Genomic DNA, 25,935 nt, shown 5'->3' with positions numbered 1-25,935 from the left:
CGCGCTTTAACTTTGCATCACAACAACTTCGGCGTGTCACCGCCACACGCACCAGCCGCAGCCACGACGACTACCCAGAGCCACAGATGCTTACCCGGAAAGGGTCAGTCAGGGGGTGCCATGTGTCCGCGAGGAGCACTTGGCCTAGCGCGGGAGGCTACAATTTTTCTAGGCCGTCTCGGACTCGGCGGAGAAGCTTGACATCTGCGGCTGAGGCCGGCGGGGAGATGGAACCTCGCGGGTAAGGCGTCGGCTTGCGGTCGCGCTTGGGCAGCCCTGCCTTCGTGCGCTCGTATACGGCCAGCTCAGCCCAGATCACTCGGCCCCGCGGCGCGACGAATGATCCCCACCTGTTCGCGAGCCCGTCGACCAGGCCGATGCCGCTGTCTTCACGCAGCTCGGTGTCCTCGGTGATCTCAAAGGCTTCAGGGTGGGCGTCGGTGACCTCGAAGACGATGTGCCGCTGGTAGCCCAGCAGACGGAGCGTAATCGGGTTGAGTTCGGTGATGTCGGTCCAGCTCGTATCCTCGGCTGGGCTGGTGGCCTGGACGCTGAGCGATACCAGCTCGACGGCGACGGCCTCCATGTGGTCCTCGATGAACAAGGCGTGCCACCGACGCAGGGTGTCAGCGATGAACATCCGGGCAACGGGCACGGCCGTAGGAAGCGCCACCAGGTCGAGCGCCGCCAAGAACTGAGGCTCTTCACGCATCCGGGGAACCTCGTTCTGGACGGGCAGCTCACCTTGAACGACGGCGGTCATCACGGGGTCCACAGGAGGCTGGAGCGCTTGACGAGATAGGGCGCTCCCGGATCACCTGGCTCAGGCAGTCCAAGCAGCTCGTAGACGACCTCTTGAAGGTCGGAACCTTCCTTCGACCACACGCACCCGCCGCCGTAAGCGTCATCGAGCACGCGGGCCGCGCTGACGTTGGTGCGGTCGAAGATGAAGATGGCGTCCGTGTACTGGTTGCGGCTGAAGCTTCCTGCGATGCCTTCCAGCGGGCCGTCCTGGTCCTGGATCGGGCGGAAGACCCAGCCGACTTCTCGAACGGTGACGAGCTGCTGAAGCTCCGGGTAACGACGAAGGGCATCCTCGTTGTTGATCGGCGGGTTCATCCGCTGACCGCTTCGCTCGGAGCGAGAAGCGCCGTCAGCTCGCCAGCGATGATCGCCGCGGACTGCTCGGGTGGCCGACTGGAACAGTCCAGGGCGAGCACGGCGAAGCCCGCTTCTTCCAACGTTTCCGTTGCCTGCCTGTAGAAGACGGCCTCGGTGTGGCTGCTGCCGGGTGTGTGCTGGAAGCGGTTGTGCGGTCCGCGCGCCTCCAGCCGCTCAGCGATCACATCCGGGTCTGCTTCGAGGATGACCACGAGGTCCGGCCGTTCAGCCTCCTCGTTGAGCTGCCACAAGAACACGGGGTCAACACCGTCGAACCGCTGGACAACCAGGCCGGACGCCACGTACCGATCAGAGATGACGAGGTGGCCGTTCTTCAGGAGCGGCTTGATCTCCGTCTCAACGTGGTGGTACCGGTCGGCCGCGTACAAGCAGGCGAGCGCGTGACCGGTGACGGTCGGCGTCAAGTCGCACGCCAGCTTCCCGATAGGCCCGCTCGACGGTTCGGCGGTCACATGGACCTGGTGGCCTTCGGTAAGGAGTAGCTGGGCCAAGTGCCGAACGATCGTGGTCTTGCCCGCGCCGCCTGGTCCGTCGACGCTGACGAACAAGCCGCGCCCGCGGTCAGAAGAGGTCCGGAGGTTCATCCTTGCCCCCTACCGACTTCTGACCGCGCAGTCTTGGTGGCCGCCTCTTCGATAGCGGCCATGTCTTCGCGGGTGAGGTCGATCTGATGGGCTGCCAGGTTCTCGTGAAGGCGCGCACTGCTACTGGTTCCAGGGATCGGCATCATCACCGGGGACCGGTGCAACAGCCACGCCAGCGCGAGCTGGGCAGGTGTCGCGTCGTACTGGGTAGCCAGTCCGCGCAACACACCGTGAGGCTCTGCGAGCCGACCGGATGCCAGCGGGGCGTACGGCACGAAGGCGATACCGGCGTCGTCGCAGTATCGGAGAACTTCCTCGAATAGCCGGTTGCTCGCGCTGTACTTGTTCTGGACGGCCACGACGTCAACCAGCTCGCTGGCCTTGCGAATCTGACCGACGTCCACCTTGGACAGTCCGATGTGGTGGATCTTTCCTTCAACTTGCATGTCCCGTAGAACAGCGAGCTGATCTTCCATCGCGACGGCCGGGTCGATGCGGTGGAGGTAGTACAGGTCGATCCGTTCGACCTGGAGCCGCCGGAGACTCATCTCGACGCACTGGCGCAGGTACTCCGGCCGCCCACACGGTGCCCACCGGTCGGGACCTTGACGAGTGAGCCCGCCCTTGGTGGCGATGACCAAGCCGTCGCGGTAAGGGTGCAACGCCTTGCGGATGTACTTCTCTGCGGTGAACGGGCCGTAGGCGTCGGCCGTGTCGATGTGTGTCACGCCTGCGTCGACCGCATCGCGGAGTACCTGCATGGCCTGGTCCGGGTTGTCCGGTGCGGCCCAATGGCCAGGGCCGGTGAGCTGCATGGAGCCGAAGCCGATGCGCCTGCCGCTAGAAAAGAGCTGGCTCGTCATCACGATCACCCCCTGTCGGCTGATCCCTGAGTTCTTCGACGCTCCGCCGGCCTGCGAGATGAACGAACAGCCGGGCTGTCACGATGGCGTCGTACGTGGCGCGGTGCGGCCGGTCTTCACCGTCGAGGCCGTGATCAAGCTCGAACTCTTCGACAAGCGATCCGAGCTTGTACGTCTTCCTTCCGGGCAGCAGGCGCCGGGCGAGCTTGAGCGTGTCGAACACCTCGGGACACTCCCAGTCACCGAGCTTGCGCTGAAGAACACCGACATCGACATGGGCGTTGTGCGCGATCAGGGCCGAGGCGTCCAGCGCCTTGAGCACGTCCGCTTCGATGTAGGCGAAGACCGGCGAGTCGGCCACCTTCTCGTTGGTGATCCCGTGAATCCTCTTGGCGAAGTGCGTGATCGGCTGGTCGGGACGAACCAGCCAGCTCTTCGGCTCGCCGATGATCCCGTCAACGATCGGCACCGCGGCCAGCTCCACGAGGTCCGGCGGCTGCTGGCCGTTGCCCTCGACGTCCACGACGACGTAGTTCAACTTGGTCCAGTGCGTCATGCTGAGACTGCCTTCCATCCGATGTCGGCGCGGCCGTGCCGGTGCGCGTGGTGCGGGTGACGCTGGTCGTGCACCTGGAAGCCAAGCGCGTGCTGAAGGAAGTAGCGCGGTTGCTCGGTCTCCAGGCCGGACACGACGGCGGCCCGTTCACTGATGTCTACGACCTGAAGCTTGTCGGCTTCGGGCAACACGCGGGCCACTTGGTGTACGTCTTCGGCGGTCGGCACCCGATGAGCCCCGGCGCAGAGCTCGAGCTGGGACAGCGGGCAGATGTCGCACAGCTCCCGGATGCCGTAGTGGCCGTTGTAGTCCGGCAGGTTGTGGGCGTACGACACGGCGCAGGAGGTCTTGCGGAACAGGGCCGAGGAGTTCGAGAAGGTGTCGAGCACCCTGGCCTCAAGCGTTTCAGGCACGATCTTTCGGCGAGCGGTGTCCTCGTACGGCTCGGGAATACCGTTGGCCTTGTAGTACTCGGCGATCTGGTCGCGGTAGAACAGCCCGGTGAAGACCGTGGCGTCGGCGTGCTTGCTGAGTTCGTGCGCCGCGGCCAAGTGGTCGTCGGTGTCGTTGAGTCCCGGCACGAGCGGCCGCCAGTAGAGGATGGTCCGGTACCTCCTCAAGGTCGGGGCGCTCATGAGCTTCAGCGAATCGGCCGCGACGTGCGACGGATACGGCTCGACCTCCTTGTTGTCGATGCCCGAGTACGTGAACAGCAGCGTCACCTTGAGATGTCGAAGCTGGTTCAGTCGGTCGATGTCGTACGGCTTGAGCTGGTGCCGGGTGATGACGAGGACGTGGTTGGTCAGCTCGCGGGCGTCAAGTTCTTCGAGCACGGCGAAGGTGTGCGGCCGGACCTTCGGCAAGAAGGGCTCGGTAGCCCGGTTGAACACCTGGATCGGCGTGACGTGCGGCTGGAAGTAGCGGTGGTTGACCAGCTCTTCGACGGCCTGGGCGTCGGACATGAGGGCGACGGGCTGGTTCTCGTCCCACAGGCCGTAGGTGTGCCGGATGCAATAGGCACACCCGAGCGAACAGCCCTGGATGTGGTTCAGACTCAGGCCGCTCTTGCGGTACTCCACCACCTCCCGGGCACGCTCGGGCAAGCGGTTGATCTGGTCCGTGGTCAGCAGGGGCACCGGGATCATCAGGCGGCTCTTCTCCGAGGTCAGCGGGGTGGGCGCTTCTGGAGAGTAAGCAGGCCGATACAGTGCCGCCAGAAATTTGCTCGGTTTTTCTCGAAAAACTTTGCCTAGTCTGACCTGCGGAAATTAGGAGCCAGCGTCGTCGGCCTCGCCGGCCAGTTCGTGCATGACGCGGCTGATGATCGCCCGAGCCTCGCTGCCGTAGCTGGCAACGGCGGCCAGGTGCTCGAAGATGCCGGTGTACAGCTCGATCTCCTGGGGCTGGCGAAGGTTGATCTCGGCCGAGTATGACTCGAACTGAACAAGGTGATCGTCGTAAACCCAGAAGCCATGCCGGGGATCGGTGACGTACTGCGTCTTGAAGTCGATGATGCCGAGCTTGACATTGCGCATGGAGGTCATCGCCATCAGGCGGTCAAGCTGGCCGATCATGATCTCCGGCGAGACCAGCCGGTAGCGGAGCGCGGCCTCGGTGATCACGAAGTGGAAGCGCTTGTCAGGCCGGTACAGCATCTCCTGACGTTGCATTCGGACCTTTACGGCCTCGTTGATGTCGTTGGGCACCCGGTGCACCATGACGACCTGCGCGAAGCGGGCACGAGCGTACTCGGGCGTCTGCGTCAGCCCAGGAATGACCGTGTTCTCGAAGCCGCGGTAGAACTTGGTCTGTTCGTCCAGCTGCGAGAGGGTGAGCTGGTGGGACTTCATGCCTGCCTTGAGCACTCGCTGCCACTCGGCGTGCTGAAGCTCAAGGTTATGAAGCGCGGCGAGAAGGCTGGCCGTCTGATCTTCCGACTTGGTGGCTCTCGTCCAGTCCTTGATGTCGTCATCGGTCGGCGTCTGCTTGCCGTTCTCGATCTTCGAGACTTTCGAGCCCACCCATGACAACGACTCCGCGAGCTCTTTGCCGGATAGCTTGGCGGCTACCCGTAGCTCGCGGAGTCGTTTGCCCAGCGCGTTGCGCGCTTCGTCAACGCCGGTCGTCCCGTTGCTCATACTTGGCGACAAACTCATCTCGCTCGATGGCGTGGTGCTGAGCCACGTCACGCCAGTAGTTGTGCTGAACGATCTCGGCCGGGTCTTCGATGACCTCCGCGCCGAGGAACTGGTCGTCGTCGGTAAAGCGCATCTTGAGCAGCTTGCGGGAGTCGAACAGCCAGTAGTCGTAATTCGGCAGGCCGGCTGCCTGCTCGCGGGTGATGTAGCGGATGTCGTCGCCCGCTTCGCGCGTGTAGCCCGCGACCCACATGGCGAAGCGGGTGTAGTCGGTCAGCGGGAAGGTCACCACCCGTACGCGCGAGAAGCGGCGCCCTTCGGCCGTCGCTTGGCGGACCATGTTCGACCAGCCCTCGTGGTACGAGACGTCCGGCTCCCCGTCGAGGAACTTGCGGAGCGGTTCGGCTTCACGAGGGATGTTGTACTGGTCGCGCGTCTCCAGCCGGTAGGCCGTGTGCTCGAAGGTCTCGAAGAGCTTGGCGAACTCCGGGCCTGGCTCGATGAAGGTCAGTTGTCCGTTCCCTTCTCCTCGGCGTACCGGCGAGCGTAGAACTTCAGCACTTCCTCGGGGATCTCGATCAGGGTCTCGTGGTCGGGCACCGGGCCGACGTCGGCGAGCACCTGCGGGTCGGTCACCTTCCAGCCCTGAGCGATGTAGGTGACGCGGTCGGTCCGGTCGGTGGCGAACAGCGTAGGGGATGCACCCTCGGTGGACTCGGGGTCTTTGCCAAGAAACTCGGCGCGCACAGGGCCTCCTTGCTCGAAGTTGGAGAAAACTGCCCGACCATCGTGACGCAGGGTGGCGAGCGCGTCAACAGTGGGTTGGTGTCGGAGAGCAATCGTGGCGCTGAGATGCAGTCCGTCCCATACTGTCGTGAGGTCTGCCCAAGAAGCTGTTATCGCCGTTCACGTGTCGAGAGAGGAAGATCACTGAATGCAGTATAATTAATTCATGAGTGCCGAGCTGCCGTCCTTGCCTCCCGTAGTTAAACCTCTTCTGCTTGAGGCGCTCGGCAGGCCGTTTCTTGCCTACGAACTTGGGGCCACCGAGGATGAAATTGACCAATGGCTCGTCGGCCCTAACGATGAGTTTGGAACACTACAGCAAACGCAAGCTCTGCTTCAGCTACACATCGTTCTTCATGGCTCGCGGGGCGATGATAATCTGAGCTTGCGCCGTCTGAACCTGTCGCACATTCTGGGCATATATCAAGAGCCGTTCCATACGACGTTGGTCAATGTGATCAGGGGAATCGCTACAGGTGAGGGCGCGGCACTTGTAAGTAGTGGATCGCTTGAGGACATTCTGGCTCAACTTGTTCGCGATGTGTACCCACTCTACCTCCTTCCGACTGACGCTGATCCCTTTCCGAACAGTTCAACCGTGTCGGTATATCAGAATCCGCTTCGACAACGTTTCAAGGCGGCAGTCATGGTTGATGAAGTCCTTGCGAAGCTGTTCCAAGCGGAGGACGAGAACTCGGGTCGACACGGATCGTTGCTGCGGAGTACTGGCCAAGGCGGCGGAGTACAGCTCATCATGTTTGCCGAAATGTTGATTGGTGCCGGCTGGCGAGCGGCGAACACTGCTAAGCCCGGACATCCTTCTGTTGATGAGCATGTTGAGGCCGCGCTCATGCAGCTTACAATTGTTCGAGATGCGCTCGATGGTCGGCATGTCGAGGTTCCCGTCCGAGTGGCGTTCACTGGAGTGCGCCTGCTGGTAGATCAGCCCATTGATCTTGGGTGGGGCATACTCAGGAAGACCGATGATCGAGACCGACCACTCGTTCCTGGCGGTATTGAAGGACAGTTGCAAGGCACCGGGTCTGATGGTGTCAATGTTTCCATTGACTACAGTGGTGATGTGGTACTCGATACAAAAATCGACTATCGGGTTCGCATGCGTCAATTTGAGCCCGGAGACGAGTGGCCCCAAGATCTTCGTGCGTTCGACCAGGTTCAGCGACTAATAGAAAACGTGCAACTCGGAGCTCTTCTATCTCAAGACTTCAACGCGAGTGAGCCGATTACGGTTCTGCCAACCTGGCGCTATGTCCATGACCCGCTCGCGCACGGCTACGGCGTGGGCTGGAGCGATCCTCGCATGAGTCGAAGTTTTATGCCTAAGCAATTGGACGAAGCTGCCGCGAGCAAATGGCGAGACTTTGCCATTGCAGTCGAGGCGCATCGTACTAAGTACATCGATGTTGCGATCCGGCGCACATTGCGAGCTGCGGCCGAGCGCCGCGACTTCGCAGACGTCCTCATGGACGCTGTCATTGCGTGGGAAAACCTTCTCGGTTCAAGGAGAGGTGAGCCTACGCTACGGGTGTCGGGAGCTATAGCGTGGCTTCTGGAAGACACGTCGGAGAAGCGATCTGTGCTTCGTAGTGAGCTGTCCAAGTTGTACGACATGCGTAGTGACGTGGTGCACGGGAATAAGATGCCATCCGACCAAAAGTTGGTGCCGAAGTCTCAGTGGGCCCTGGAGGTAGCCGTCGACTCTCTACGCGTGCTGTTCACCTCTCGGCTGGAACTTCTAACGGAATGCAAGACCGGTGACGAGCGTAGCAACAGGCTCCTTATGGGAGGGTGAGCAAGGCGATAAGGAGCCGTGTTCAGCTATCGCGAACGATGAAGCAGGCTCGTTCATATAGCTCATCGAAAGTGATGACTTCAACATCTTGGATCGAATTCCGGTAGAGCTCAAAAGACGTCAGCTTTTCGGGATTGACCCTCCCGTTTTGTGTCAGCTCATTAAGATGTCCGATGACTAAAACCTGTCGAGGCTTTGTGGTCGAGACTTGGATCCCCGTCGGGGTGCCGTCGTCCTCGTAGAGTTCGTGTAGTTGGTTGGATATAAGGAGAAGGGCCTTGCTCACGGTCTTCTGTACCTGTGATAGGCCTCCGCTAAGCTCTTTGGAGGCTTGATACACGTCTGGAGGGCGGTACGCTAGTTTTTCTAGCAAGGGAGTTTTGTGCGTCTTAATCTCGCAGAATGCCAGGCTGCTGATGTAGCCTTTTGATCGCATGACCGCATCACTCCGCTTGCCGGCTCCGGTAAAGATATTCGCGCCTGTGGTTATGCGCTCCATCTTTTTCTCGTCTAGAGGTTCGCATGCAATGAGGTGCAGGCCGTATCCGAAAATCCAAGGGTTCGACTCAAAGAAGTGTTGCCAGATAGCCTCGGGCTTCTTTTCTAGACGTTTCTGTTCACTCTCAAAGAAGTCTGCATCGTTCAGGAGCTTCTCGAATACCCCAAGTTGGGCTTTCCTGTTACTCATCATGCGTAGATCTTCTTCGGTGATCGAGCCACCGATTGCGATCCGTACTGCTTCGAGGATGGTCTGCTTGTCCTTGCCTTCGAAGCTCTTGGCCAGTTGCGCTCGATCGTCAGTGACGACACGAAAGTTATTGTCCGGAAGTGATACCTCTGAGAAGCTTTGCAGGAAATGGATGACCTTCCAGAAATTCCGATAAGCCTCTCCCGTATCTACTGTTGCCTTTATGATTTTAGTCAGCTCGGTCTCAGGGACTTTGTGCTCAACGACCTTCTTGCCGACCTTCGTCTTGTCTTTCTTCCACAGTCGTATTCGCGGCGAGTACTCATCGTCCTTTTTGATAAGGGTAACCTGGCATAAGGTGGCGACCTGCGGACGGTCTTCCAAAACGAAATCAGTTATGAGCCGGTTTGTTCGGGTGTCAAAGAAGTAGTGGAATCCGCTACCATTGCCGCTGTTGCGAATTTCCAGCGCGGAAAAGTCTCCGTCACTCACCAAAAACTCGGTGTCGGATGGTACGTATGCGATGGAAAATCTGGTCATGGTAGCTTGCCTCTTTTGTAATTGTATCCTAGGTTGCTTTTTCTGCCTATTGGGTTAGGTCGCACGATGCGCGTGGATGTTACGCTCTGTAGTAGAACTGTTATGGAGGGCGCACGCCTTCGCGGCACCTATCGCCGTCGCACCCCATGCTTTCGCAGTTTCTTCTTGATCGTCACGTAGTGGACGCCGTAGTGCTCAGCTAGGGCCTTGGCCGTAGTGCCTGATCGGTAGGCAGTGATGATCTCGGTCATCTCTTCAGGAGAGAGGATCTTGTACGTGCGGTCAGGTGAGGCTGTCCTGCCGTTGACGTTCGTGACCGTTTCGTTACCATCAAGGCCAGGGTTGTTGATCTTCTTGATGACGCTGACCAGCGGACCGATCAGTTCCGGACGGTTCGAGTAACGACGGAGAAGCTCCACCGATAATTCGATATTTGCGTTCTGACCTGCGGGTTGTACGCAGAGCAACCCTCCCGCCCAGTGTCTGGTCGGGAGGGTTCTTGCTGGCAAAGGCTATTTCGGTGTTCTAGTCCCCTGAGGTGTCGTGGCTGGTGGGGCCGGTGTCACTCGCGCGCACCGGGCGTCGTCCGGTGGTTCGTGATCGGTGATGCGGTTGTCGGCGAGGTAGAGCCGACGGAAGAGCGCATGGTTGATAAGCCGGCGCTCGTTGTCGGCGCAGCTCCCGCAGATCTGGACAGAGGCAAGGGCTGTATCGATGTCGGTGGCGTCGACTCTGCCGGGCGCGGATGAGGCGCACGTACGCGGTTTGAGATTCATGTCTTGCTCGGAGCCTTGCTGGCTTCCACATCTGCTGTTGAGAACCGTGATTGCTGGTGGGCTGGCTTCGAGCAAGACGACCTTCATCCGCTCGCTGTCGGGCCGACGCAGACGATCACTTGACTGGTTGACCGGAGGTAAAGGCTGCGATTGTTCGCAGGAGCGTGACTATCGCGCTGTGGCCTTCGCTGGGGATCCCATCGACGGATATTGCGTGGTCGTCGGTCGCGCCGTCCCGGGCACCGCCGCGCAGGCACGCTTCGACCAGAGCGTGCTCCTGTGCTGGTGCTGGAATGAGGTCGAGGTCCTTGATCATGGCGGCGAGTGCGGCGGTGACACCGTATGCGCCCCAGTTCGATACCCCGGCACTCACGCAGACGTCGGTCTCGACCGTGGTAATGCGCCCTGAAGGGCAGCCCTCGGTGCAGTCGGCGCGTCGAGGGAAGAGGGTGCGCACCTGCTCGCGCACGCCACCGAAACCGACTTCGTTGCCGCCATCGCCGATGCCGATCGTCGTGATCCCCCTTCGCCGAGCCGCAGCGGCCAGGAGATCAGCTCGAGCGACATCCAGCGGGGCCCGGCAATTGCCCCGAACGCCGTGGTAGCGGCCTTCAGCGTTGGCGCCGTCGCGTTCGACGAACACGACGGCGCCGGGGGTGTGCCGATCGAGGATGCGCTCGGCGGCGAGGCCGGCGGTGGCGGGATCGCCGTAGGGAAATATCTGGAGCGGGATGTCGCCGTCGGTTGCGATCTTGAGGCATTCGCGCACGGCCGGGGCATGAGCTTCTTCGGTGATTAGCTGGGGACGTGCTCGGAGACCACGCTGGGCGGCCAACGCCAGAGTGACGGCGCCGGGCGGGCCATCGGTCTCCCCTGCGGGTAGCGCAGGCGGTGCTCCCGCCCCGGTGACGATCAGAAGCGGCCGGTCGGTCACGCTGTTGACCAGTGCCTCCGCGGCTGCTGTGCTCAGCGGCCTTCCGTTTGCTGCTCTGCAGACCTGGTAGAGCGGTACCACAAGCCCAGCAGGCACCGATCCGTGCGCGGGCCGCATTTCCACGGTGACCAGCCGGTCGATCTGGTCACCGAGTCGCTCCAGGTCAGCGTCCAGCATCCGAGAACGTCCTTCGTGTCGGGGTGTGTGGGACCACTCTCCCCGAAAGGGCCCGAAAGCGGGAGAGAGGATTCTTGGCGTCGGGTGTAACTTTTGCTGACGGATCGTCCGGCTGGGAGGGGTGCTGGTGCTGAACCTGTGGCGGTTACGGCTACTCCAAGAGCTCGCTGACCTGGGCTCGATGACTGCGGTCGCCGAGGCCATGCAGCTGAGTCGGCCGGCGGTGTCCCAGCAGCTCGCGCAGCTTGAGCGCGAGGTCGGAGTGGTGTTGCTTGAGCGGATTCCCCGGGGTGTCCAGCTCACGGCAGCGGGTTTGCAGCTGGCGGCGCAGGCCCGTGAGTTGCTGGCGCATGTCGAGGCGATCGAGGCGGACGTCGCGCAGGCCAAAGGGCGGGTCATCGGGCGGGTTCGCATCGCCTCGTTCGGTACGTTCGCGACTACCGTCGCACCGCCGGCGGTGCTGCGGCTTCAGGTCGAGTATCCGGAGCTGAATTTGTCGTTCGCCGAGCTGGAACCGGTCGACGCGATTCGCGGCGTGGTCGCGCACCAGGTTGATGTCGCGGTGGTGGATGACCTCGTCCCACCGCAGGCGTCCAGTAGTTCGCTGGAGTACGTGCCGCTGATGGAGGACCAGTTCTACGTCGTGCTCGCGGATTCGCATCGCTTGGCTGCACGGCCAAGCCTGAAGCTAAGCGAGCTCGCAGCTGAGCGATGGGCCATCAACGAGTCCGCCGCCGCGTATCACGGCTTCCTGCTGAAGCGGGTTTCAAACCCGAGATCGTGTGCAGCTGCCGGAGCACGATGTCCGCGGTGAGCTTCGTCCGGACTGGTTGGGCGGTGGCGGTCCTGCCTGGCTTGGCTGCTGGTACCTCGATCGAGGGCGTTGTGCTCCGTCCGCTTGAGCCGAAGCTGTTCCGGCACATCTCGGCGGCGGTCACGCGGGGGAGCACCCGCCGTCCGTCGATCGCTGCGACCCTGGCAACGCTGTGGAGCGAGGCCAACAAGTTCGCGGATGGTGAACCGGGCTGACATCCTGCCGTAAGCTCCGCTTACGGCTGCCGTAAGAATTCGGGTAGTTCCCTTACCTCACATCCCGGCTTAGGTTTCGCAAACACACATTCGAGATAGGCCTCATCGGCGCACCGCGCCGATTTCGGAAGGCCCCGAGCGTGGCGGTTGCGGGACAGCAGACAACCGATTTCGGTTGCGCTGGGCTAGCGACAGCCAGAGGGCGAGGACTACATGGCATCCATCCGGATCGCCGTCGTCGGTATCGGGAACATGGGCTCTCGGATGGCGACCAGGTTGATCGACGCCGGCCATCAGGTGACGGTCGTCGACCCGAATCCGGCAGCGGTGGCAGCGCTGGTCGCGCACGGCGCCGCCTCTGCCGAGACAGCTGCGGCCGCGAGCGCTGACGCCCAGGTAGTGCTGACCAGCCTGCCGCACCCGGACGTATTCACCTCCGTCATCAGCGAGATCGTCGGTGTCGCGGCGGCGGGAACGACTGTGCTCGACGCGAGCACGGTCGACCCCGCGACGACCCGCGCCGCCGCGAGCCGACTGGCCGAGCGTGGCATCCGCTTTCTCGACATTCCGGTTAGCGGCGGTGTCGCGGGCGCCGAGAGCGGCGACCTCGTGGTGATGGCAGGCGGGCCAGCCGATGTCTTGGAGGATTCGCGCCCGGTGCTCGATGTCCTGGCGGCGCGGATCGTGCATTGCGGCGATACCGGCACCGGACAGTTGACCAAGCTCGCTCACAACCTGCTCACTGCGATCAACACCGTTGCGCTGGGCGAGGTGCTCACCGCCTCGGTGGCGGAGGGCGCCGATCTCGGAGTCCTGACCGACGTGCTGACCGCGGGGCTGGCCGGTTCCAAAATGCTGGACTACCTGCCGAAGACGCTGTTCACCGAGGAGCGCCCGGCGAACTTCGCGCTGAACCTGATGAACAAGGACATCGGTCTGGCACTGACCGAGTTCGGCTCTCGACCGATGTTCCTGGGCCAGGTCACTCGCCAGCTCTACAACACTGCGGCTTCCCAGGGACACGGTGGCGAGGACTCAACAGGCGTCGCCGGTATCTACGAGCGGCTCAACCGCGTCCGCCTCGCGCTCTGACCCGCTCCTCCTCCACGCATCGAAACGGATTCGCTTGTGAGTACTACTAACCCCACCGAGCTCGTCCTTCCCACCAAGGGCCTGACCGGTCTGCTGGTCGCGGGATCCTGGGTTCAGCCCGCCGCAGGCCGCACCTTCACCGTCGAGAACCCGTCCCGCCGCGAAGTGATCATCGAACTGGGACAGTCTGGCCCGCAGGACGTCGACCGGGCGGTTTCCGCGGCGAAGTCGGCGTTCCCGGCGTGGAAGACGTTGGCTTCCCGTACCCGTGGAGCGGCTCTGACAGCTCTCGCCGAGCGAGTGGCCGGCCACGCCGAAGACATCGCACGCGTCCTGTCCGCGGAAAGCGGCAATGCCCTCCGGACCCAGAGCCGCGGCGAGGTCCACGGCGCTGCGGAGGTGCTGCGCTACTACGGGGCCACGGCCGCAGAGCAGAAGGGCGAGACCCTCCCACTAGGCCCGGGTCTGTTCAGCTACTCGACCCGCGAGCCCCTGGGCGTGGTCGGAGCAATCATCCCCTGGAACTCCCCTGTGGTGTTGGCTGCGGTGAAGATCGGTATGGCGCTGGCCACCGGCAACACCCTGGTCCTCAAACCCGCAGAGGATGCGCCGCTGGCCGTGCTGCGGATCGCCGAACTCGCCACCGAGGTCGTTCCCGCTGGCGTGCTCAACGTCGTGACCGGGCCGGGTTCGGTCACTGGGGCGGCGCTGGCCGAGCACCCGGAGGTCGCCAAGGTCTCCTTCACCGGCAGCAGCGAGGTCGGACGGTCAGTCAGCCACGCCGCAGCTGACCGGATCGCCCGTGTCACCCTGGAACTGGGCGGCAAGAGCCCCTCGATCGTCTTCCCGGACGCGGTCGGCGAGGGCCGCGATGTCGACGCGCTCGTCGCGAACCTGGTGAGTGCGCTGCGGTTCGCCCGCCAGGGCCAGTCCTGCACGGCCGGTTCACGGCTGTTCCTGCACGAGTCCGTGTGGGACGAGGTCGTACCGAAGTTGGTCGCGGCCGTGGAAGCTCTCACGGTGGGCGACGCCTTGGACGAAACCTCCGATGTGGGCGCGGTGATCAACGTCGAGCGGTATGAGGAAATCCGCAGTTTCCTAGCTGAAGCTGCGGACAAAGGCGCCGTCTTCGCCACCGGCGAGGTTCCGCCGCCCGCTGACCAAGTGGCCGGCTTGCACCCGAAGCCAGTCATCATCACCGATGTCGACAACACCTGGCGCATCGCGCGCGATGAGGTCTTCGGCCCGGTCCTGGTGGTCATTCCCTGGGCAGACGAGGACGACGTCGTCGCCCAGGCCAACGACACCGATTACGGCCTGGCGGCGTTCGTGTTCACCCACGATGTCGGAACCGCCCTACGGGTCACCACCCGCCTCGATGCCGGCTGGATCCAGGTCAACCAGGCCGGCGGACAAGTCCCCGGCATGTCCTACGGCGGGGTGAAGCAGAGCGGCATCGGCAGCGAGTACTCGATCGAAGGAGCACTCGAGTCCTACACCACGCGCAAGAGCGTCACCATCCGCGTCCCCTGACTTCCTGGAGAAATCCTCGCCCCCGCTCACCGCGCGACGCGCAGCGTCGTTAGATCTGACAGGTAGGTCCAGCCATGTCTCAACATGCTTCAGCACCGCCCGTCCCGGACGCTCCGGCGAAGCCGTCGGTGCGCGCGGCGGCCAGCTCGTTCCTCGGAACGACGGTGGAGTGGTACGACTACTTCATCTACGGCACCGCCGCGGCACTGGTATTCCCGCGGGTGTTCTTCAGCGACCTGAGTCCGGCCATTGCCACAGTCGTGTCGCTGACGACCTTCGCCGTGGCCTTCATCCTGCGGCCGGTCGGTGGGATCGTGTTCGGTCATTTCGGTGACCGGGTCAGCCGCAAGAAGATGCTGATCATCACCCTTCTCGGGATGGGTCTGTGCACCGGTCTCATCGGACTGATCCCGCCGGAGACCCAGATCGGGGTCTGGGCCCCGATCCTGCTGATCGTCTGCCGGATCTTCCAGGGTTTCATGCTGGGTGGTGAGTGGGGCGGTGCGGCCCTCATGTCGGTCGAGCGCGCACCCGACGACCGCCGCGGGTTCTACGGCAGCTGGATGCAGGCCGGCGTCCCGGCTGGTCTGCTGGTCTCCTCCGGCATGTTCGCCCTCGTCTCGACGCTCGACGATGAGGCGTTCATGAGCTGGGGCTGGCGGATCCCGTTCCTGCTGGCCATCGTGCTGATGGGGATTGGCATGTACGTGCGGCTCTCGGTGGAGGAGCCGCAGGTGTTCACCAAGATCGAGGCCGCGGACGCGAAAGCCGACCGTCCGATCGTCGAGGCCTTCCGGCACGCCTGGCGCAAGATCGTGTGGCTGTCGTTGCTGCAGAGTGCGGCGAACGTCGGCTACTTCCTGATCACCGTCTACAGCCTCACCTACGTGACCGACGTCTTGCACATGCCGCGCAGCGTCGCCACCACCGGCCTGATGATCGGCGCGGCCGTCGACCTGGTCATGCAGCCGGTGTTCGGCCTGCTCTCAGACAAGATCGGTCGGCTGAAGGTCTATGCGGGCGGAGTGATCTTCCTCGGAGCGCTCGCCTTCCCCTTCTACCTGATGCTGGACTCCCGCAATGAGCTGCTGATCGTTCTGGCCTTCGTGCTCGGCCTGGGCATCGGGCACGCCGCGACCGGCTCGTTGCATGGCGTCATCTACGCCGAGCAGTTCTCCACCCGCTACCGCTACTCCGGATCCTCAATCGCCTACCAGACCGCCGGCATCATCTCCAGCGGCCCCACGCCGCTCATCGCCGCCTCTCTGGTCGCCGCGACCGGAGCGAGCACCGCCGTGGGCTGGTACGTCGTCGGCGCGGCGGTGATCAGCCTGGTGTCGGTGGCATTCCTGACCGAGACCTACCGGGCCAGCATCGACTTCTGATCGCAGGTCGTTCCCACGCGTTTCACTTCGAAGGACCTCTCACCATGACGGCTGAAGACAGCTTCGGCAATCCCATCGACCCCGTCGCCGGTTTCGCCCGCGGCACGATCATTACCTCCGCGACGGAGGAGGGGCTGCGTCTGCGCAACGCCCAGCGCATCGCCGCCGAGCGGGTCCAGGCCAAGGGGCCCGAGTCCATTGCGATCTTCACCGGTAACCAGCGCAACTACCCAGTCCACGCCGACGACCTGACCACGCTGTGCGAGGAATGGGTCGGACCGGGTCTGTTCGCACCGGCCCTGCGCGCCACCGGACTCGCTCACCTCGGAGGCTTGGGCTCGGACGACGTTGCGGTGTTCAACCGGACCAGCGCCGCGATCATCGCCACGATCGTGGCCCTCGTCCGGGACGAGACCGTTGTCTCGGTGGTCCCCGCCGGCGGCCCGTCGCACGCCTCCGTCGGGCACGGCGCACGCTTGGCCGGCGTCGAGGTGCTGAACGTCCCGGTGGTCGAGGACTGGGCCGAGGCGATCCAGACCCGCAGACCGAAGCTTGTTCTGGTCACGACCGTCACCAGCAGTCTCGAGAGGATGGACGACGCCGACATCCGTCGAGTGACGGCCCTGGCCCGCGAACTCGGTGCGGTGACGCTGCTCGATGAGGCATACGGAGCCCGGCTCCGGACGGCCCTGCACGGCGGTACGCCGTCGTTGCAGCTGGGGGCAGACCTAGTCGTCACCAATTGCGACAAGGCCGGGCTGTCCGGGCCACGTGCCGGCCTCTTGGCAGGCCGCCCCGACCTGGTCGCCCGTGTGTCTGCCACGGGCGCAGGGTTTGGCATGGAGGCCCGCGCACCCATCGCCGCCGGTGCACTTCGTTCGCTGGAGGGTTACTCACCCGAACTGCTCCGTGAGGAGGCGCGCGCAGGACAGGAGCTCGCGGGTGCGCTGTCCAAGCACTACCGCGACGGTGTGGTCCGCAACAGCGACCTCGGGCCCATGATTCACGAGGACGATGTCCTGCGTGATGTTCTGGACCGGGCCGGAGCACCCGCCAATGAAGCAGCCGTCGTGCCATGCGAAGCAAGCTCGGCACTCGGCGTTCTGCTGCTGCGTGATCACGGGATTCTCACCGTTAACACCCACGGGCAGCCCGGCGCGCGCGTGTCGCTGCGCCTCAAGCCCACCGCTGACGCCATCCACCGAGTTGGAGGAGTCACCTCGGTCGTCGAGGCCGTTCTGAGCGCCAGCAAGGAACTCGCGGCCGTCGTCACCGACCGTGCCGCCGTGGCCGAGCTCGTCCTGGGAGGAAACCCATGAGGACCGATCAGATCGACGAGCGACTCGACAGGCTGGTCACCCTCGACCTCGGTGGCCGAGGAGTGGAACACCTCTACGACGCCGCCCGACGGCGCCAGGGCGGGCCGTTGGTCGGAGCTGCCGCAGACCTGCTCGCCGCCGTCCCCGACGGAGCCACGGTCCTGATGACAACCGGGTCGGTCTCGCGGGCGTGGATCTCCCCGACCGTCGGGGAGAATGACGGCCCCGCTGGCGCGGCCGCGGTCGCACGCGCGTTGGCGCTCGGCTCCCACGCCCTGCCGGTACTCGTCGGAGAAGAGACCCTCGCCGAGGGATTGGCCGCGATGTTGACCAGCGCCGGACTGTCAGTGCTGCCCTACGAACAGGCGCGGATCGCGGCACACGACGGCTCACTGGCCGTGGCAACCGTGCTGCGATTCCCGACTACCGACGAGGAAGCCGAGCCCGCCGCGCAGCGTCTGCTCGACGACCTTTCCCCAGCCGCGGCCTTCTCGACTGAACGCGTCGGACGGGCCGCCGACGGCATTTACTACAGCATGCGCGCCGTCGACTACGGCATGGGACGAGCCCGGATCGACCGCTTGTGGGACAGCGCCCGTGAGCGTGGCATCCCCACCCTCGCGGTCGGCGACGGCGGCAACGAAATCGGCATGGGCGTGATCGGCGAAGCCGTCCGTGCGCACGTCCGTCACGGCGAGACCATCGGCGCGATATCCGAGACAGACGTCCTCGTCACCGCAGCCTGCTCGAACTGGGGTTGCTACGGCATCGCGGCCGCGCTCGCTGCACGAGCGAAAGATCCGCGCCTCGTGCACACCGCTCAGCGGGAAGCTGCGCTGCTCCGGCGCGGGACCGACCTCGGGTTGATCAACTCGGTGGCGGGGGTGATTGACAGCGACGTCGACGGCATCCCGGAAACGACCCACGTGGCCCTCGCCGAGATGGTGCACGCCGTCGTCCGCAGTGCTCTCTGATCACTGTCCACCCGGGACCGGAAGCAGCGCTGAGGATCACACGGCAGATCAGCCAGGTTTTGGACGGCCACTGGTAGCGCGATGGTGCGTCACGCCCGACTTCATGGAATCCGGAGGCAATTGTGCGAGGGATCTACGAGGGATGAACGAACCAGTCGTTCCGCCGAGGGGGCGTCGGCTGCTCGTCGTAGGAGATGACGAGGATCTGGGCCGCTCCGTGGCCGAGCACGCCGAGTCGTGGGGCAACGTTGTCCAGCAGTTGCACCGGCCGGACAACGAGTCGTTGCGGCAGCACCTGCGTGATGCGGTGGACGGGGTTGCGGTGGTCTCCCGCGACGACATCGTCGCGCTGCGGTACACCTTGCTCGTCGAGCACCTGGCGCCCGGAGTTCGCCTGGTCGTGACGATCTTCGACCACACCGTGGCCTCCGAAATCTCCCGCGCCGTACCCAACTGCACGGTGCTGGGCATGACCGATGCCATCGTGCCGACCTTGCTGGGTGCCTGCGTCGCGCCGGAGCTGGCCAGCCTCCGACGCGTCGACGACCGCCTGGTGGCGGTCCAGCACGCCCCCAACGGACTGCGGGTGCACTGGCATCAACGCTGGCCCCGGTCGTGGAAAGCCCGCGTCGGCAAGGCCCTCGGGCAGTTCCGCCCGATGGACGGCTCATCGCAAGCCATGCTCACCGGGCTCACCGGACTGCTGCTGGTAGCGGTCCTGGACACCGCGCTGGGCGTTCTCGTGCTGCACGAACATTGGTCCGACGCCGCCTGGCACGCCGTACGCACCCTGACGACCGTGGGGTCGGCACCTGCCGCCGAGCACGCCCCGGACTGGTACAAGGCGCTGTCTGCCATCTCCATGCTCGCTGTATTGGGGCTGGCGGCGATGTTCACCGCGGGCTTGGTCGACCGACTGACATCCCGCCGGTTCACCGCACTCGTAGGCAGCCGCGCCGTTCCACGACGCAACCACGTCGTCGTGGTCGGCCTCGGGCAAGTTGGACTCCGTCTGTGCTCCGAGTTGCAGGCACTGGGAATCGGGGTCGTCGCCGTCGAACGCGACTACTACGCGCCCTGCTTGCCCTTGGCCCGCGCGCTGGGAATTCCCGTCGTGGTCGGCCGCGGCGGCGACCGATTCCTGTTGCGCCGCTTATTGTTGCCGAAGGCACGAGCAATAGCGGCAGTTTCTTCGGACGGGCTGGAAAACATCGCCGTCGCGGTCGCAGCACGTGCCATCGCGCCGCACCAACGGATCGTGCTGCGCGCCGGCGGCGACGATGTGACAACCGAATCCCGTTCCCTGTTCCGAATCGGAGCGGTCTGCGACGTCACGCGCATCACCGGCCCGTTCGTCGCCGCTCGCCTGCTCGAAGTCGACCTGCTGAGCGTGTTCGCCGTCGAAGACCGCACCTGCGCGCTGTTCGCAGACGGCCAGGTGCAGGACCTAGCCCACTGGGCGGTACACGAAGATGTGCGCCCGAACGACGAGAAGTACCCGAGAGCCTCGGTTCTCGACTAGAACAGGAGATCACCATGCCGATCACCGGCACGCTCAACCGCCCAACAGAGGAAGACCAGTCAGCCACCGACGACCACATTCCCTCACCGGACGCGGCCAACGACGAGCCTCACCTCATCCGCGGCTATGACTGACATCGGCGTGCGATTACACCGCTGCATCAATTGCGCCCGGTCAAGCCCGAGCGAGTCCTCCCCGCGACTGTGCGCTACACGAGCCCTGGGGCGTTCCGCAGACGGCGCTGGAACAGCCGTATAGGAAAATGTAGTGGCGCCAGCTTGCCGAACTGAACCACTAACGGGAACCCGGCCCCGAGAACTGCCGAAGAAGTCGCAACTACGCGGAGGAACGGCTGGCATTGTTCATCGGGAAGCGACATAAACGCGGGCGGCATTTCGGTCTGCACGTGGTGTCCTACCTGTCGCCGGACCGATGCGCACTGATCAGCCTGTCGGGAACCGTTGTCGCACCCAGGGCGGGCAAGTCCAGGCGGGAACGACGGAATGTCGGCGGTGAACGGTCCGTTCGCTTCACACCGACTGGCGGGGGCCTACGCATGGTGAATGGCGCGAACGGGCCGTTCGTCTCGTCTATCGAGGTGAACGGGCCGTTCGCTTCACACCGACTGGCGGGCGGAACCAGGTCGCTCCCGCTGGGGCTGCCTGCCGAACCTCCAGCCAGAACGAGTTCCAAAACAGGCGCCATAGCGCGCTTATAGCGATGCTTATAGCGACAAAAGGACGCTCGCGGGCCCCGTCAGGTTGACAGGGCTGCCCAGGGGTCTACCGGGACAACTCGGGTGCTTCGGCCTTGGTCGTCGAGGATGCGTCCGTGGACCTTCGTCGTCCGCAGGATCAGTTTCCGGTCCATCACCTTGGCGTCGGGGTGTTCGTGGGCGATTCGGATCAGCAGTTCGTCCAGGTGGTTCAGGGAACGCAGGCCAACGATCAGGCCTAGGTTCGTCGGGCTCGTCACCGCTGCGCAGTGCCTGGTTTCCGGCCAGCTGCCGAGGGATTTGCCGATGCGCTGCACCTCGGTGTCGGGAACCGCCAGCCACAGCAGAGCCATCGTGTGCCAGCCCGCCAGCGGTCGGGCCATGTCGCAGCGGAATACTATGTCGCCGTGCTGGCGGAGCCGGTCGAGGCGGCGCTTCACAGCCTGAGGCGAGATGTTCAGCTCGCTTGCCAGGCTCGCGTAGCTGCGGCGGCCGTCGCGGCCGAGCGCCAGGAACAGGGCGCGGTCGGCGACACCGAACGGCCGGATCTCCCGCGGCGGCGGACCCACGGACTCCCGGACCTGCTCGGCCTGGCTGCGGTTCATCACGCCGAGCCGCCAGATGATACCGCCGAAGGTGCTTCCGAAGACGTGGCTGCGGACCTTGGTGACTTCCTTCGGCAGCGGCAGGGTCCGCAGCAGCACGTTGGAGATCGCGCCGAGCGTCGGCGCCATGACGAGCGCGAACACCTGGTACTCGCCGGTGGTCACGCCGACGGTGATCACGTGCGGCAACTCGGCGAGCCGCTCGGCGACCTGCACCGCAGTACCCGGAGCGCAGGCGAACTCGACGGTCGCGCCCTTCGAGGAGCTATTGCCCAGCGCCACGGTGATCCAGGCGGCGCCGGCGTCGGTCAGCCGCTGCCAGCGGCGGGCCAGCGTGATGGGTGCCAGCTCCAGCACCTCGGCCAGCGCGATCCAGCTCGCTCGCGGGTTGACCTGCAGGGCGTCCACCAGCGCGAGATCCACTTCGTCCAGCACCCGGCACCCTCCTCGCTCATGTTGGCCGTGTGACGGTTGCGTCGGTTTCCAACATTCAAACCGGATCAGGCACAGATCTCCATCGTTTTGTGGTTCTTGTGATGAGGTTTCTCCGACACTGCTTCGCATGGTTGGCGGCCTCGGCGTGCTACCGCTCGCCGAGGCCGTCCGGCGCTGCACCCTAGGTCGGCACCCGCAAGACGATCTTCCGCATCATGGTCCTCTGGGGGCTTACCTCGGCGGCGATGATGCTCGGCAGCGACGCGACGACGTTCTACGTGCTGCGCTTCCTGCTCGGCGGTTCGAGGCCGGTTTCGGCCCGGCATCATCTTCTACCTCACCTACTGGTACCCGCCGGCGCGGATTGCGGCGGCGATGGGCCTGCTGATGCTGCCGATCCGATCGGTTCGATGCTCGCGGCCCGGTGTCGTCGTGGCTGATCACCAACTTCGAGGGCGTCGCCGGACTGCACGGCTGGCAGTGGATGTTCCTGCTGGCAGGCCTGCCGTGCGTGGTGCTCGCGTTCGTCGTCTGGGGGACGCTGGCCGACACCCTTGACCGGGCGAAGTGGCTCAGCGCTGGGGAGAAGGAACTGCTGCGCCGCGACCTCGCGGTGGACCGGGACGAGGGGACGCACAGCCTCCGGGAGGTGCTGCGCGATCTGCGGGTTACGCCCTGGCGATCGGGTACTTCCGCCTGGTCAGCGGCCTGTACGCGGTGAGCTTCTGGCCGCCGACCGTCTTGAAGGAGAACGGGCTCACCGACACCATCACGATCGGTCTCTACTCGGCGCTGCCGTACGCGTTCGCGATCGTTCTGATGGTCGTGCTGGGGTGGCGCTCGGACGGCACCGGTGAACGCCGCCTGCACAGCTCGATCACGGCACTGAATCAGCGCCGTCGCGCTCAGGGTCGCGGCCTTCACTGCCAGCAGCTTCGCGGTTTCGCTGATCGCCATCATTGTCGCGACGGTGTGCGTGTGGGCGTCGTACACGGTGTTCTGGGCGATACCGTCCACGTACCTGAAGGGCACGGCGGCGGCCGGTGGAATCGCGCTGATCAACAGCATCGGCCTGCTCGGCGGTTTCATCAGCCCGACGCTGATCGGTTTCGTCAAGGACACCACCGGAAGCACGGTGGTTGGCCCGCTCTCGATGGTCGCCCTGCTGCTGATCGGCAGCCTCGCGATCTACGCCAACCGGCTTCCGACGAGATTAGGCCGGATCTGCCGGTGCCTGGAGATCAGGCGGGCGGTCAGGACGAGGAGCTGGCACAGCGGTGACGGGAAGCCGAGGACCAGCCCGGTGGCGATGTCGATCAGCGGCGCCGCCACCGCCGCCGCGAAGACCCGGTTCGAGGCCGTCGGCAGCTTCGCCTTCGCCGCCCAGGAGGTGCGGCGCCAGGGCTTGGCGATGGACAGCCACGCCTGGAAGGCGATAGCCGAGGCCATCAACGCGGTGCCGATGAGCAGCGCGGGCGGCGGGGTGGCCAGGCCTGCCCGGGCGGCTTCGGCCGAGCCTTCCAACGCGTCGGAGAGGATGAAGATCCCGGCGTAGAGCTGGACGACGGTGATCGCGAACTTCACCAGGACCCACCAGTTCCGGAAGAAGCCCCAGGCGGTAGACGCCGCGAGCATGAAGCCGGTGAATGCCGCGGCGTTCGCGAACGGGGCGAGTAGGTGTGTGTCCACCACGTGCGCCATCGAGGTCGCGCCGATCCGGACTGCGAGGTCGTCGCTGGTGAAACTCGTTGCCAGCAGGGCGAAGAGCACCAGCGCTTGCGCCATCCAGCCGACCGAGGTGATCACGTGCAGCCAAACGACGGCCTGCCGCCAACGCTGCGAGGTTCCTTTTGACACGGACACCAGGTTGCTGGTCGCGTCACCTGGCGACATCCGGTGGTGCCCCGGGAATAACCCTGATCCGGCCCCTTAGCCGGGTGGACTTGGTCCAGGCGCCCGGGGGTCAGTGCTTGGGCAACAGCCGCACTGCGGCGAGGAAACCGAGGGTGGCCGCCACCCCGATCGCGTATACGTTGGCCGTCATGCCCAGACCGACCTGCGTCACGGCGACTCCCGCCGCCACTGCAGGGAGGCTGAAGGCCGAGTAGTTGACCGGGTAGACCGTCGCGAAAAGGGTTGCACGCCGGTTGGGTTCGGCGAGCCGGACGCGCTGCCGAAGTCGCCCAGGAACGCTCCGCCGAAACCAAACCCGGTGATCACCAAGCTGGCGAAGAACAACGGCACCGAAGTCGCGGCCAGCGCGGCGAGGGTGCCGAGCAGCCCGACCAGCAGGATCGGCAGGATCGGTGAGCCCGTGATGATCGCGGCACGCGGGTTCAGCCGGCGGGACTCCAGCGAGCCGATCGCGCTCGTCCCCATCAGGCAGCAGGAACGGGGTGAGAGCCAGTCAGGACACCCAACCTGCGCGGGTTCCGAGCAGGGATCGACTCGTTGGGAGATGCCTTGCGGCGACGTAGAGTTCCCGTTCTGGCGCCGATCCCACATGCTGGCCGGGCGGATGGCGTTGATCGACAGTGGAAGCGGGCCGGGAATTCGGGGCTGTGCGGCGGCTTCCGCTCGCCAGGTGGCGAGAGGTTTCTGGGCGCTGTAGAGGGCGTTCTAGGTGGACCTGGTGTGGGGCGAACGGACCGTTTGTGTCGTCTATTGACGTGAACAGGCCGTTCGCTTCACACCGATTGGGGAGGCACGACCAGGCCACTCCCGCTGGAGCGGCCAGCGGAACCGCCAGCCAGAACAGCTCTACATCGCCGAAAAGTGCTCACGGGCTCTCGGCTGGGGTTTCTTCCAAGGCGGCGAGGAAGGTTTGGACCACTGGGCGCGTGTCCGCGCGGTTCGCCACGAGATGGCGAGTTCCGCCGCGCATCGCTAACCCTCGCAACCCGCACCGCAACACAACGCAACGCAACGCAACGTAAGAAGAGGTTAGAACGCTCAAAGAAATCGTCCAGGCCACGCGTTCAGAAGGTGCCGCCGCTGGCGTGGATCACCTGGCCGGTGACCCATCGGCTGTCGTCGGAGGCCAGGAATGCCGCGATGTCGGCGATGTCGGCGGGCTCGGCGATGCGGCCAAGCGGGGTCTGTGCGGCCATCTGCTCGAGGACCGATTCGGGCTGCAGTTCGGCCAGGGCATCGGTGCGGGTTGCGCCTGGTTGCACGCTGTTCACGGTGATCCGGCGCGGCCCGAGTTCCTTCGCCAGCACCCGCACCAGCTGGTCGCCGGCGGCCTTGGCCGCGCCGTAGAGGCCGGTGCCGGGCCGGTTCGCCGCCGTGACACCGCTGGAGATCACCACGATTCGCCCGCCGTCGCGCAGCCGGTTCGCCGCCTCCCGTAGGGCCGTGAAGGTGGCGCGGGCGTTGGTGTCGAACAGCACGTCGAAGTCCTCGTCGGAGGCCTCGGCGATGGGCGCGAAGCGGGCGGTGCCGACGTTGTTCACGAGGACGTCGAGGCCGCCGAAATGCCGTTGTGCAGCGTCGAACAGGTCGCGCAGCTGCGCGGGGTCGGTGACGTCGGCCTGCACCGCTGTCGCTCGCCCGCCGCTGGCCTCGATCTTGGCGACGACCTCGTCAGCGGCGGCCCGGTCGGCTCGGTAGTTGACGACCACGCTCATGCCGTCGGCGCCGAGCCGCTCGGCGATGGCCCGGCCGATACCGCGCGAGCTTCCCGTCACCAGTGCAACCTTGTTCAAGTCCGCCTCCACTGGTCGATGTCGTCATCAGTCGAGATACTCGACTAAATTTGTCGAGGATGTCAACCGTCGAGGTAGCCTGCGGCGATGGACCCGGACTTTTCGCGCGCCCTGATGGCGTTGCACCGCGAACTGCGCGGGCTCTACGCGGCCATCGCCCGCCACTTCGGGCTGACGGCGCAACAGGTCGAGCTGCTGTGCCTGCTCAAGGACCGCACCCCGTCCGCCGGCGAGCTCGCGGCGTTGCTGGGCTGCGACAAGACCAACATCACCGGCATGGTCGACCGCCTGGAACGACGCGGCCTGCTGGCCCGCGTGACGGACCGCAACGACCGCCGGATCAGCAGGCTCAGCCTGACCGACGAGGGCATGGCGCTAGGTGGCAAGCTCCGCGAAGCCTTCAACGCGCAGGTCGCCGAGCGCTGGGGCTCCCTGCCTTCGGAGGACGCCGCGGCTCTCGTGCGCCTGACGCAAGAATCTAGTGAGCGCTGACTCCGGTAAATGCCTGTCTTAGAACCAGGTTTTGATCTTCGTCTTTTAAGCGGTGCAGCCGCTTGGCCCACCCCGCTACCCGCACCGCCG

At 64.6% G+C, this 25,935-nt stretch carries 26 protein-coding genes and 1 pseudogene; 11 read left to right on the top strand and 16 right to left on the bottom strand.

What is annotated here, in order from left to right; all coding sequences use genetic code 11:
* Positions 1–157 precede the first annotated feature (157 nt).
* The 9 genes from SSPN_RS43220 to SSPN_RS0109440 form a co-directional block, all read right to left on the bottom strand.
* Complete coding sequence (locus SSPN_RS43220; RefSeq protein WP_143539484.1) at positions 158–712, bottom strand: ATP-binding protein; 555 nt, start codon at positions 710–712, stop codon at positions 158–160.
* A gap of 50 nt (positions 713–762) precedes the next feature.
* Entirely contained in the window at positions 763–1,119 is a 357-nt protein-coding gene (locus SSPN_RS0109475) for a hypothetical protein (protein WP_010693898.1), read from the bottom strand.
* A complete protein-coding gene (gene tmk / locus SSPN_RS0109470) occupies positions 1,116–1,766 on the bottom strand; it encodes a dTMP kinase (protein ID WP_010693896.1) in 651 nt (216 codons plus the stop codon). Before tmk ends, SSPN_RS0109475 begins: the two co-directional genes overlap by 4 nt.
* Positions 1,763–2,629: an aldo/keto reductase gene (locus tag SSPN_RS43215; RefSeq protein ID WP_044573690.1), complete on the bottom strand. Its 867-nt coding sequence runs from the start codon at positions 2,627–2,629 to the stop codon at positions 1,763–1,765. Before SSPN_RS43215 ends, tmk begins: the two co-directional genes overlap by 4 nt.
* Positions 2,607–3,185, bottom strand: a complete 579-nt coding sequence (locus SSPN_RS0109460) for a 3'-5' exonuclease (RefSeq protein WP_010693892.1) — start codon at positions 3,183–3,185, stop codon at positions 2,607–2,609. The genes SSPN_RS43215 and SSPN_RS0109460 overlap by 23 nt, the downstream gene beginning before the upstream one ends.
* Positions 3,182–4,330 carry a radical SAM protein gene (locus SSPN_RS0109455; RefSeq protein ID WP_010693890.1) on the bottom strand — a complete coding sequence of 383 codons (1,149 nt, stop codon included), beginning with the start codon at positions 4,328–4,330 and terminating at the stop codon, positions 3,182–3,184. The genes SSPN_RS0109460 and SSPN_RS0109455 overlap by 4 nt, the downstream gene beginning before the upstream one ends.
* A gap of 123 nt (positions 4,331–4,453) precedes the next feature.
* Positions 4,454–5,323 (bottom strand): helix-turn-helix domain-containing protein, encoded by an 870-nt coding sequence (locus SSPN_RS0109450; protein ID WP_010693888.1) that lies wholly within the window; start codon positions 5,321–5,323, stop codon positions 4,454–4,456.
* Entirely contained in the window at positions 5,298–5,825 is a 528-nt protein-coding gene (locus SSPN_RS0109445; protein WP_029535145.1) for a DUF6879 family protein, read from the bottom strand. The genes SSPN_RS0109450 and SSPN_RS0109445 overlap by 26 nt, the downstream gene beginning before the upstream one ends.
* A 5-nt stretch (positions 5,826–5,830) precedes the next feature.
* Positions 5,831–6,070, bottom strand: a complete 240-nt coding sequence (locus SSPN_RS0109440; protein ID WP_010693884.1) for a hypothetical protein — start codon at positions 6,068–6,070, stop codon at positions 5,831–5,833.
* A 205-nt stretch (positions 6,071–6,275) separates the two neighbouring features.
* Here SSPN_RS0109440 and SSPN_RS54480 point away from each other — a divergent pair, with 205 nt between their 5' ends.
* Positions 6,276–7,922, top strand: a complete 1,647-nt coding sequence (locus tag SSPN_RS54480) for a HEPN domain-containing protein (protein WP_143539485.1) — start codon at positions 6,276–6,278, stop codon at positions 7,920–7,922.
* A gap of 22 nt (positions 7,923–7,944) precedes the next feature.
* Here the strand turns inward: SSPN_RS54480 and SSPN_RS43210 are convergent, their stop codons facing one another.
* From SSPN_RS43210 to SSPN_RS43205, 3 genes are all read right to left on the bottom strand, one after another.
* Complete coding sequence (locus SSPN_RS43210; protein WP_237710503.1) at positions 7,945–9,102, bottom strand: Shedu immune nuclease family protein; 1,158 nt, start codon at positions 9,100–9,102, stop codon at positions 7,945–7,947.
* Between the two features lie 176 nt (positions 9,103–9,278).
* Positions 9,279–9,569 carry a resolvase gene (locus SSPN_RS0109415; protein ID WP_010693876.1) on the bottom strand — a complete coding sequence of 97 codons (291 nt, stop codon included), beginning with the start codon at positions 9,567–9,569 and terminating at the stop codon, positions 9,279–9,281.
* A gap of 472 nt (positions 9,570–10,041) precedes the next feature.
* Positions 10,042–11,037 (bottom strand): glutamate cyclase domain-containing protein, encoded by a 996-nt coding sequence (locus tag SSPN_RS43205; RefSeq protein ID WP_010693875.1) that lies wholly within the window; start codon positions 11,035–11,037, stop codon positions 10,042–10,044.
* A gap of 121 nt (positions 11,038–11,158) precedes the next feature.
* Between SSPN_RS43205 and SSPN_RS43200 the strand changes: the two are divergent.
* From SSPN_RS43200 to SSPN_RS0109375, 7 genes and pseudogenes are all read left to right on the top strand, one after another.
* Positions 11,159–12,066: pseudogene (locus SSPN_RS43200) on the top strand (LysR family transcriptional regulator).
* A gap of 213 nt (positions 12,067–12,279) precedes the next feature.
* Positions 12,280–13,158 carry an NAD(P)-dependent oxidoreductase gene (locus SSPN_RS0109400; RefSeq protein ID WP_010693872.1) on the top strand — a complete coding sequence of 293 codons (879 nt, stop codon included), beginning with the start codon at positions 12,280–12,282 and terminating at the stop codon, positions 13,156–13,158.
* Positions 13,159–13,194: 36 nt separating this feature from the next.
* Positions 13,195–14,691 carry an aldehyde dehydrogenase family protein gene (locus SSPN_RS0109395; protein WP_010693871.1) on the top strand — a complete coding sequence of 499 codons (1,497 nt, stop codon included), beginning with the start codon at positions 13,195–13,197 and terminating at the stop codon, positions 14,689–14,691.
* A gap of 74 nt (positions 14,692–14,765) precedes the next feature.
* Entirely contained in the window at positions 14,766–16,076 is a 1,311-nt protein-coding gene (locus SSPN_RS0109390; RefSeq protein WP_083821641.1) for an MFS transporter, read from the top strand.
* A 44-nt stretch (positions 16,077–16,120) separates the two neighbouring features.
* Positions 16,121–17,395 carry an aminotransferase class I/II-fold pyridoxal phosphate-dependent enzyme gene (locus SSPN_RS0109385; protein WP_010693869.1) on the top strand — a complete coding sequence of 425 codons (1,275 nt, stop codon included), beginning with the start codon at positions 16,121–16,123 and terminating at the stop codon, positions 17,393–17,395.
* Positions 17,392–18,369: a glutamate cyclase domain-containing protein gene (locus SSPN_RS0109380; RefSeq protein ID WP_010693868.1), complete on the top strand. Its 978-nt coding sequence runs from the start codon at positions 17,392–17,394 to the stop codon at positions 18,367–18,369. The genes SSPN_RS0109385 and SSPN_RS0109380 overlap by 4 nt, the downstream gene beginning before the upstream one ends.
* Before the next feature lie 142 nt (positions 18,370–18,511).
* A complete protein-coding gene (locus SSPN_RS0109375) occupies positions 18,512–19,891 on the top strand; it encodes an NAD-binding protein (protein ID WP_049887585.1) in 1,380 nt (459 codons plus the stop codon).
* A 756-nt stretch (positions 19,892–20,647) separates the two neighbouring features.
* Here SSPN_RS0109375 and SSPN_RS0109365 read toward each other — a convergent pair.
* Positions 20,648–21,646, bottom strand: a complete 999-nt coding sequence (locus SSPN_RS0109365) for an Lrp/AsnC family transcriptional regulator (protein ID WP_010693865.1) — start codon at positions 21,644–21,646, stop codon at positions 20,648–20,650.
* Between the two features lie 215 nt (positions 21,647–21,861).
* Here SSPN_RS0109365 and SSPN_RS54475 point away from each other — a divergent pair, with 215 nt between their 5' ends.
* Positions 21,862–22,086 carry a hypothetical protein gene (locus SSPN_RS54475; RefSeq protein ID WP_010693864.1) on the top strand — a complete coding sequence of 75 codons (225 nt, stop codon included), beginning with the start codon at positions 21,862–21,864 and terminating at the stop codon, positions 22,084–22,086.
* Positions 22,071–22,367: an MFS transporter gene (locus SSPN_RS48750; RefSeq protein ID WP_010693863.1), complete on the top strand. Its 297-nt coding sequence runs from the start codon at positions 22,071–22,073 to the stop codon at positions 22,365–22,367. The genes SSPN_RS54475 and SSPN_RS48750 overlap by 16 nt, the downstream gene beginning before the upstream one ends.
* Before the next feature lie 467 nt (positions 22,368–22,834).
* Here SSPN_RS48750 and SSPN_RS0109355 read toward each other — a convergent pair whose 3' ends face one another.
* From SSPN_RS0109355 to SSPN_RS0109340, 3 genes are all read right to left on the bottom strand, one after another.
* Positions 22,835–23,539 (bottom strand): hypothetical protein, encoded by a 705-nt coding sequence (locus SSPN_RS0109355; protein WP_010693861.1) that lies wholly within the window; start codon positions 23,537–23,539, stop codon positions 22,835–22,837.
* A 168-nt stretch (positions 23,540–23,707) separates the two neighbouring features.
* Positions 23,708–24,025, bottom strand: a complete 318-nt coding sequence (locus tag SSPN_RS0109345) for a hypothetical protein (protein ID WP_010693859.1) — start codon at positions 24,023–24,025, stop codon at positions 23,708–23,710.
* A gap of 599 nt (positions 24,026–24,624) precedes the next feature.
* Positions 24,625–25,335 carry an SDR family oxidoreductase gene (locus SSPN_RS0109340; RefSeq protein ID WP_237710502.1) on the bottom strand — a complete coding sequence of 237 codons (711 nt, stop codon included), beginning with the start codon at positions 25,333–25,335 and terminating at the stop codon, positions 24,625–24,627.
* A gap of 105 nt (positions 25,336–25,440) precedes the next feature.
* Here SSPN_RS0109340 and SSPN_RS0109335 point away from each other — a divergent pair, with 105 nt between their 5' ends.
* Positions 25,441–25,845 carry a MarR family winged helix-turn-helix transcriptional regulator gene (locus SSPN_RS0109335; protein ID WP_010693857.1) on the top strand — a complete coding sequence of 135 codons (405 nt, stop codon included), beginning with the start codon at positions 25,441–25,443 and terminating at the stop codon, positions 25,843–25,845.
* Positions 25,846–25,935: the final 90 nt, after the last annotated feature.

The sequence above is a fragment of the Saccharopolyspora spinosa NRRL 18395 genome (genome assembly GCF_000194155.1).
GTDB lineage: Bacteria > Actinomycetota > Actinomycetes > Mycobacteriales > Pseudonocardiaceae > Saccharopolyspora > Saccharopolyspora spinosa.
Note: the sequence above shows the minus strand (reverse complement) of the source record. Positions and strands in the feature narration are given on the sequence as shown.

Excerpts from the sequence above, each read along its gene's own strand:
- SSPN_RS43220 (WP_143539484.1), bottom strand. The coding sequence starts at position 712 with ATGCGTGAAGAGCCTCAGTTCTTGGCGGCGCTCGACCTGGTGGCGCTT.
- SSPN_RS0109475 (WP_010693898.1), bottom strand. The coding sequence starts at position 1,119 with ATGAACCCGCCGATCAACAACGAGGATGCCCTTCGTCGTTACCCGGAG.
- tmk (WP_010693896.1), bottom strand. The coding sequence starts at position 1,766 with ATGAACCTCCGGACCTCTTCTGACCGCGGGCGCGGCTTGTTCGTCAGC.
- SSPN_RS43215 (WP_044573690.1), bottom strand. The coding sequence starts at position 2,629 with ATGACGAGCCAGCTCTTTTCTAGCGGCAGGCGCATCGGCTTCGGCTCC.
- SSPN_RS0109460 (WP_010693892.1), bottom strand. The coding sequence starts at position 3,185 with ATGACGCACTGGACCAAGTTGAACTACGTCGTCGTGGACGTCGAGGGC.
- SSPN_RS0109455 (WP_010693890.1), bottom strand. The coding sequence starts at position 4,330 with ATGATCCCGGTGCCCCTGCTGACCACGGACCAGATCAACCGCTTGCCC.
- SSPN_RS0109450 (WP_010693888.1), bottom strand. The coding sequence starts at position 5,323 with ATGAGCAACGGGACGACCGGCGTTGACGAAGCGCGCAACGCGCTGGGC.
- SSPN_RS54480 (WP_143539485.1), top strand. The coding sequence starts at position 6,276 with ATGAGTGCCGAGCTGCCGTCCTTGCCTCCCGTAGTTAAACCTCTTCTG.
- SSPN_RS43205 (WP_010693875.1), bottom strand. The coding sequence starts at position 11,037 with ATGCTGGACGCTGACCTGGAGCGACTCGGTGACCAGATCGACCGGCTG.
- SSPN_RS0109400 (WP_010693872.1), top strand. The coding sequence starts at position 12,280 with ATGGCATCCATCCGGATCGCCGTCGTCGGTATCGGGAACATGGGCTCT.
- SSPN_RS0109390 (WP_083821641.1), top strand. The coding sequence starts at position 14,766 with ATGTCTCAACATGCTTCAGCACCGCCCGTCCCGGACGCTCCGGCGAAG.
- SSPN_RS0109385 (WP_010693869.1), top strand. The coding sequence starts at position 16,121 with ATGACGGCTGAAGACAGCTTCGGCAATCCCATCGACCCCGTCGCCGGT.
- SSPN_RS0109380 (WP_010693868.1), top strand. The coding sequence starts at position 17,392 with ATGAGGACCGATCAGATCGACGAGCGACTCGACAGGCTGGTCACCCTC.
- SSPN_RS0109375 (WP_049887585.1), top strand. The coding sequence starts at position 18,512 with ATGAACGAACCAGTCGTTCCGCCGAGGGGGCGTCGGCTGCTCGTCGTA.
- SSPN_RS54475 (WP_010693864.1), top strand. The coding sequence starts at position 21,862 with ATGGTCCTCTGGGGGCTTACCTCGGCGGCGATGATGCTCGGCAGCGAC.
- SSPN_RS0109355 (WP_010693861.1), bottom strand. The coding sequence starts at position 23,539 with ATGTCGCCAGGTGACGCGACCAGCAACCTGGTGTCCGTGTCAAAAGGA.
- SSPN_RS0109345 (WP_010693859.1), bottom strand. The coding sequence starts at position 24,025 with ATGGGGACGAGCGCGATCGGCTCGCTGGAGTCCCGCCGGCTGAACCCG.
- SSPN_RS0109335 (WP_010693857.1), top strand. The coding sequence starts at position 25,441 with ATGGACCCGGACTTTTCGCGCGCCCTGATGGCGTTGCACCGCGAACTG.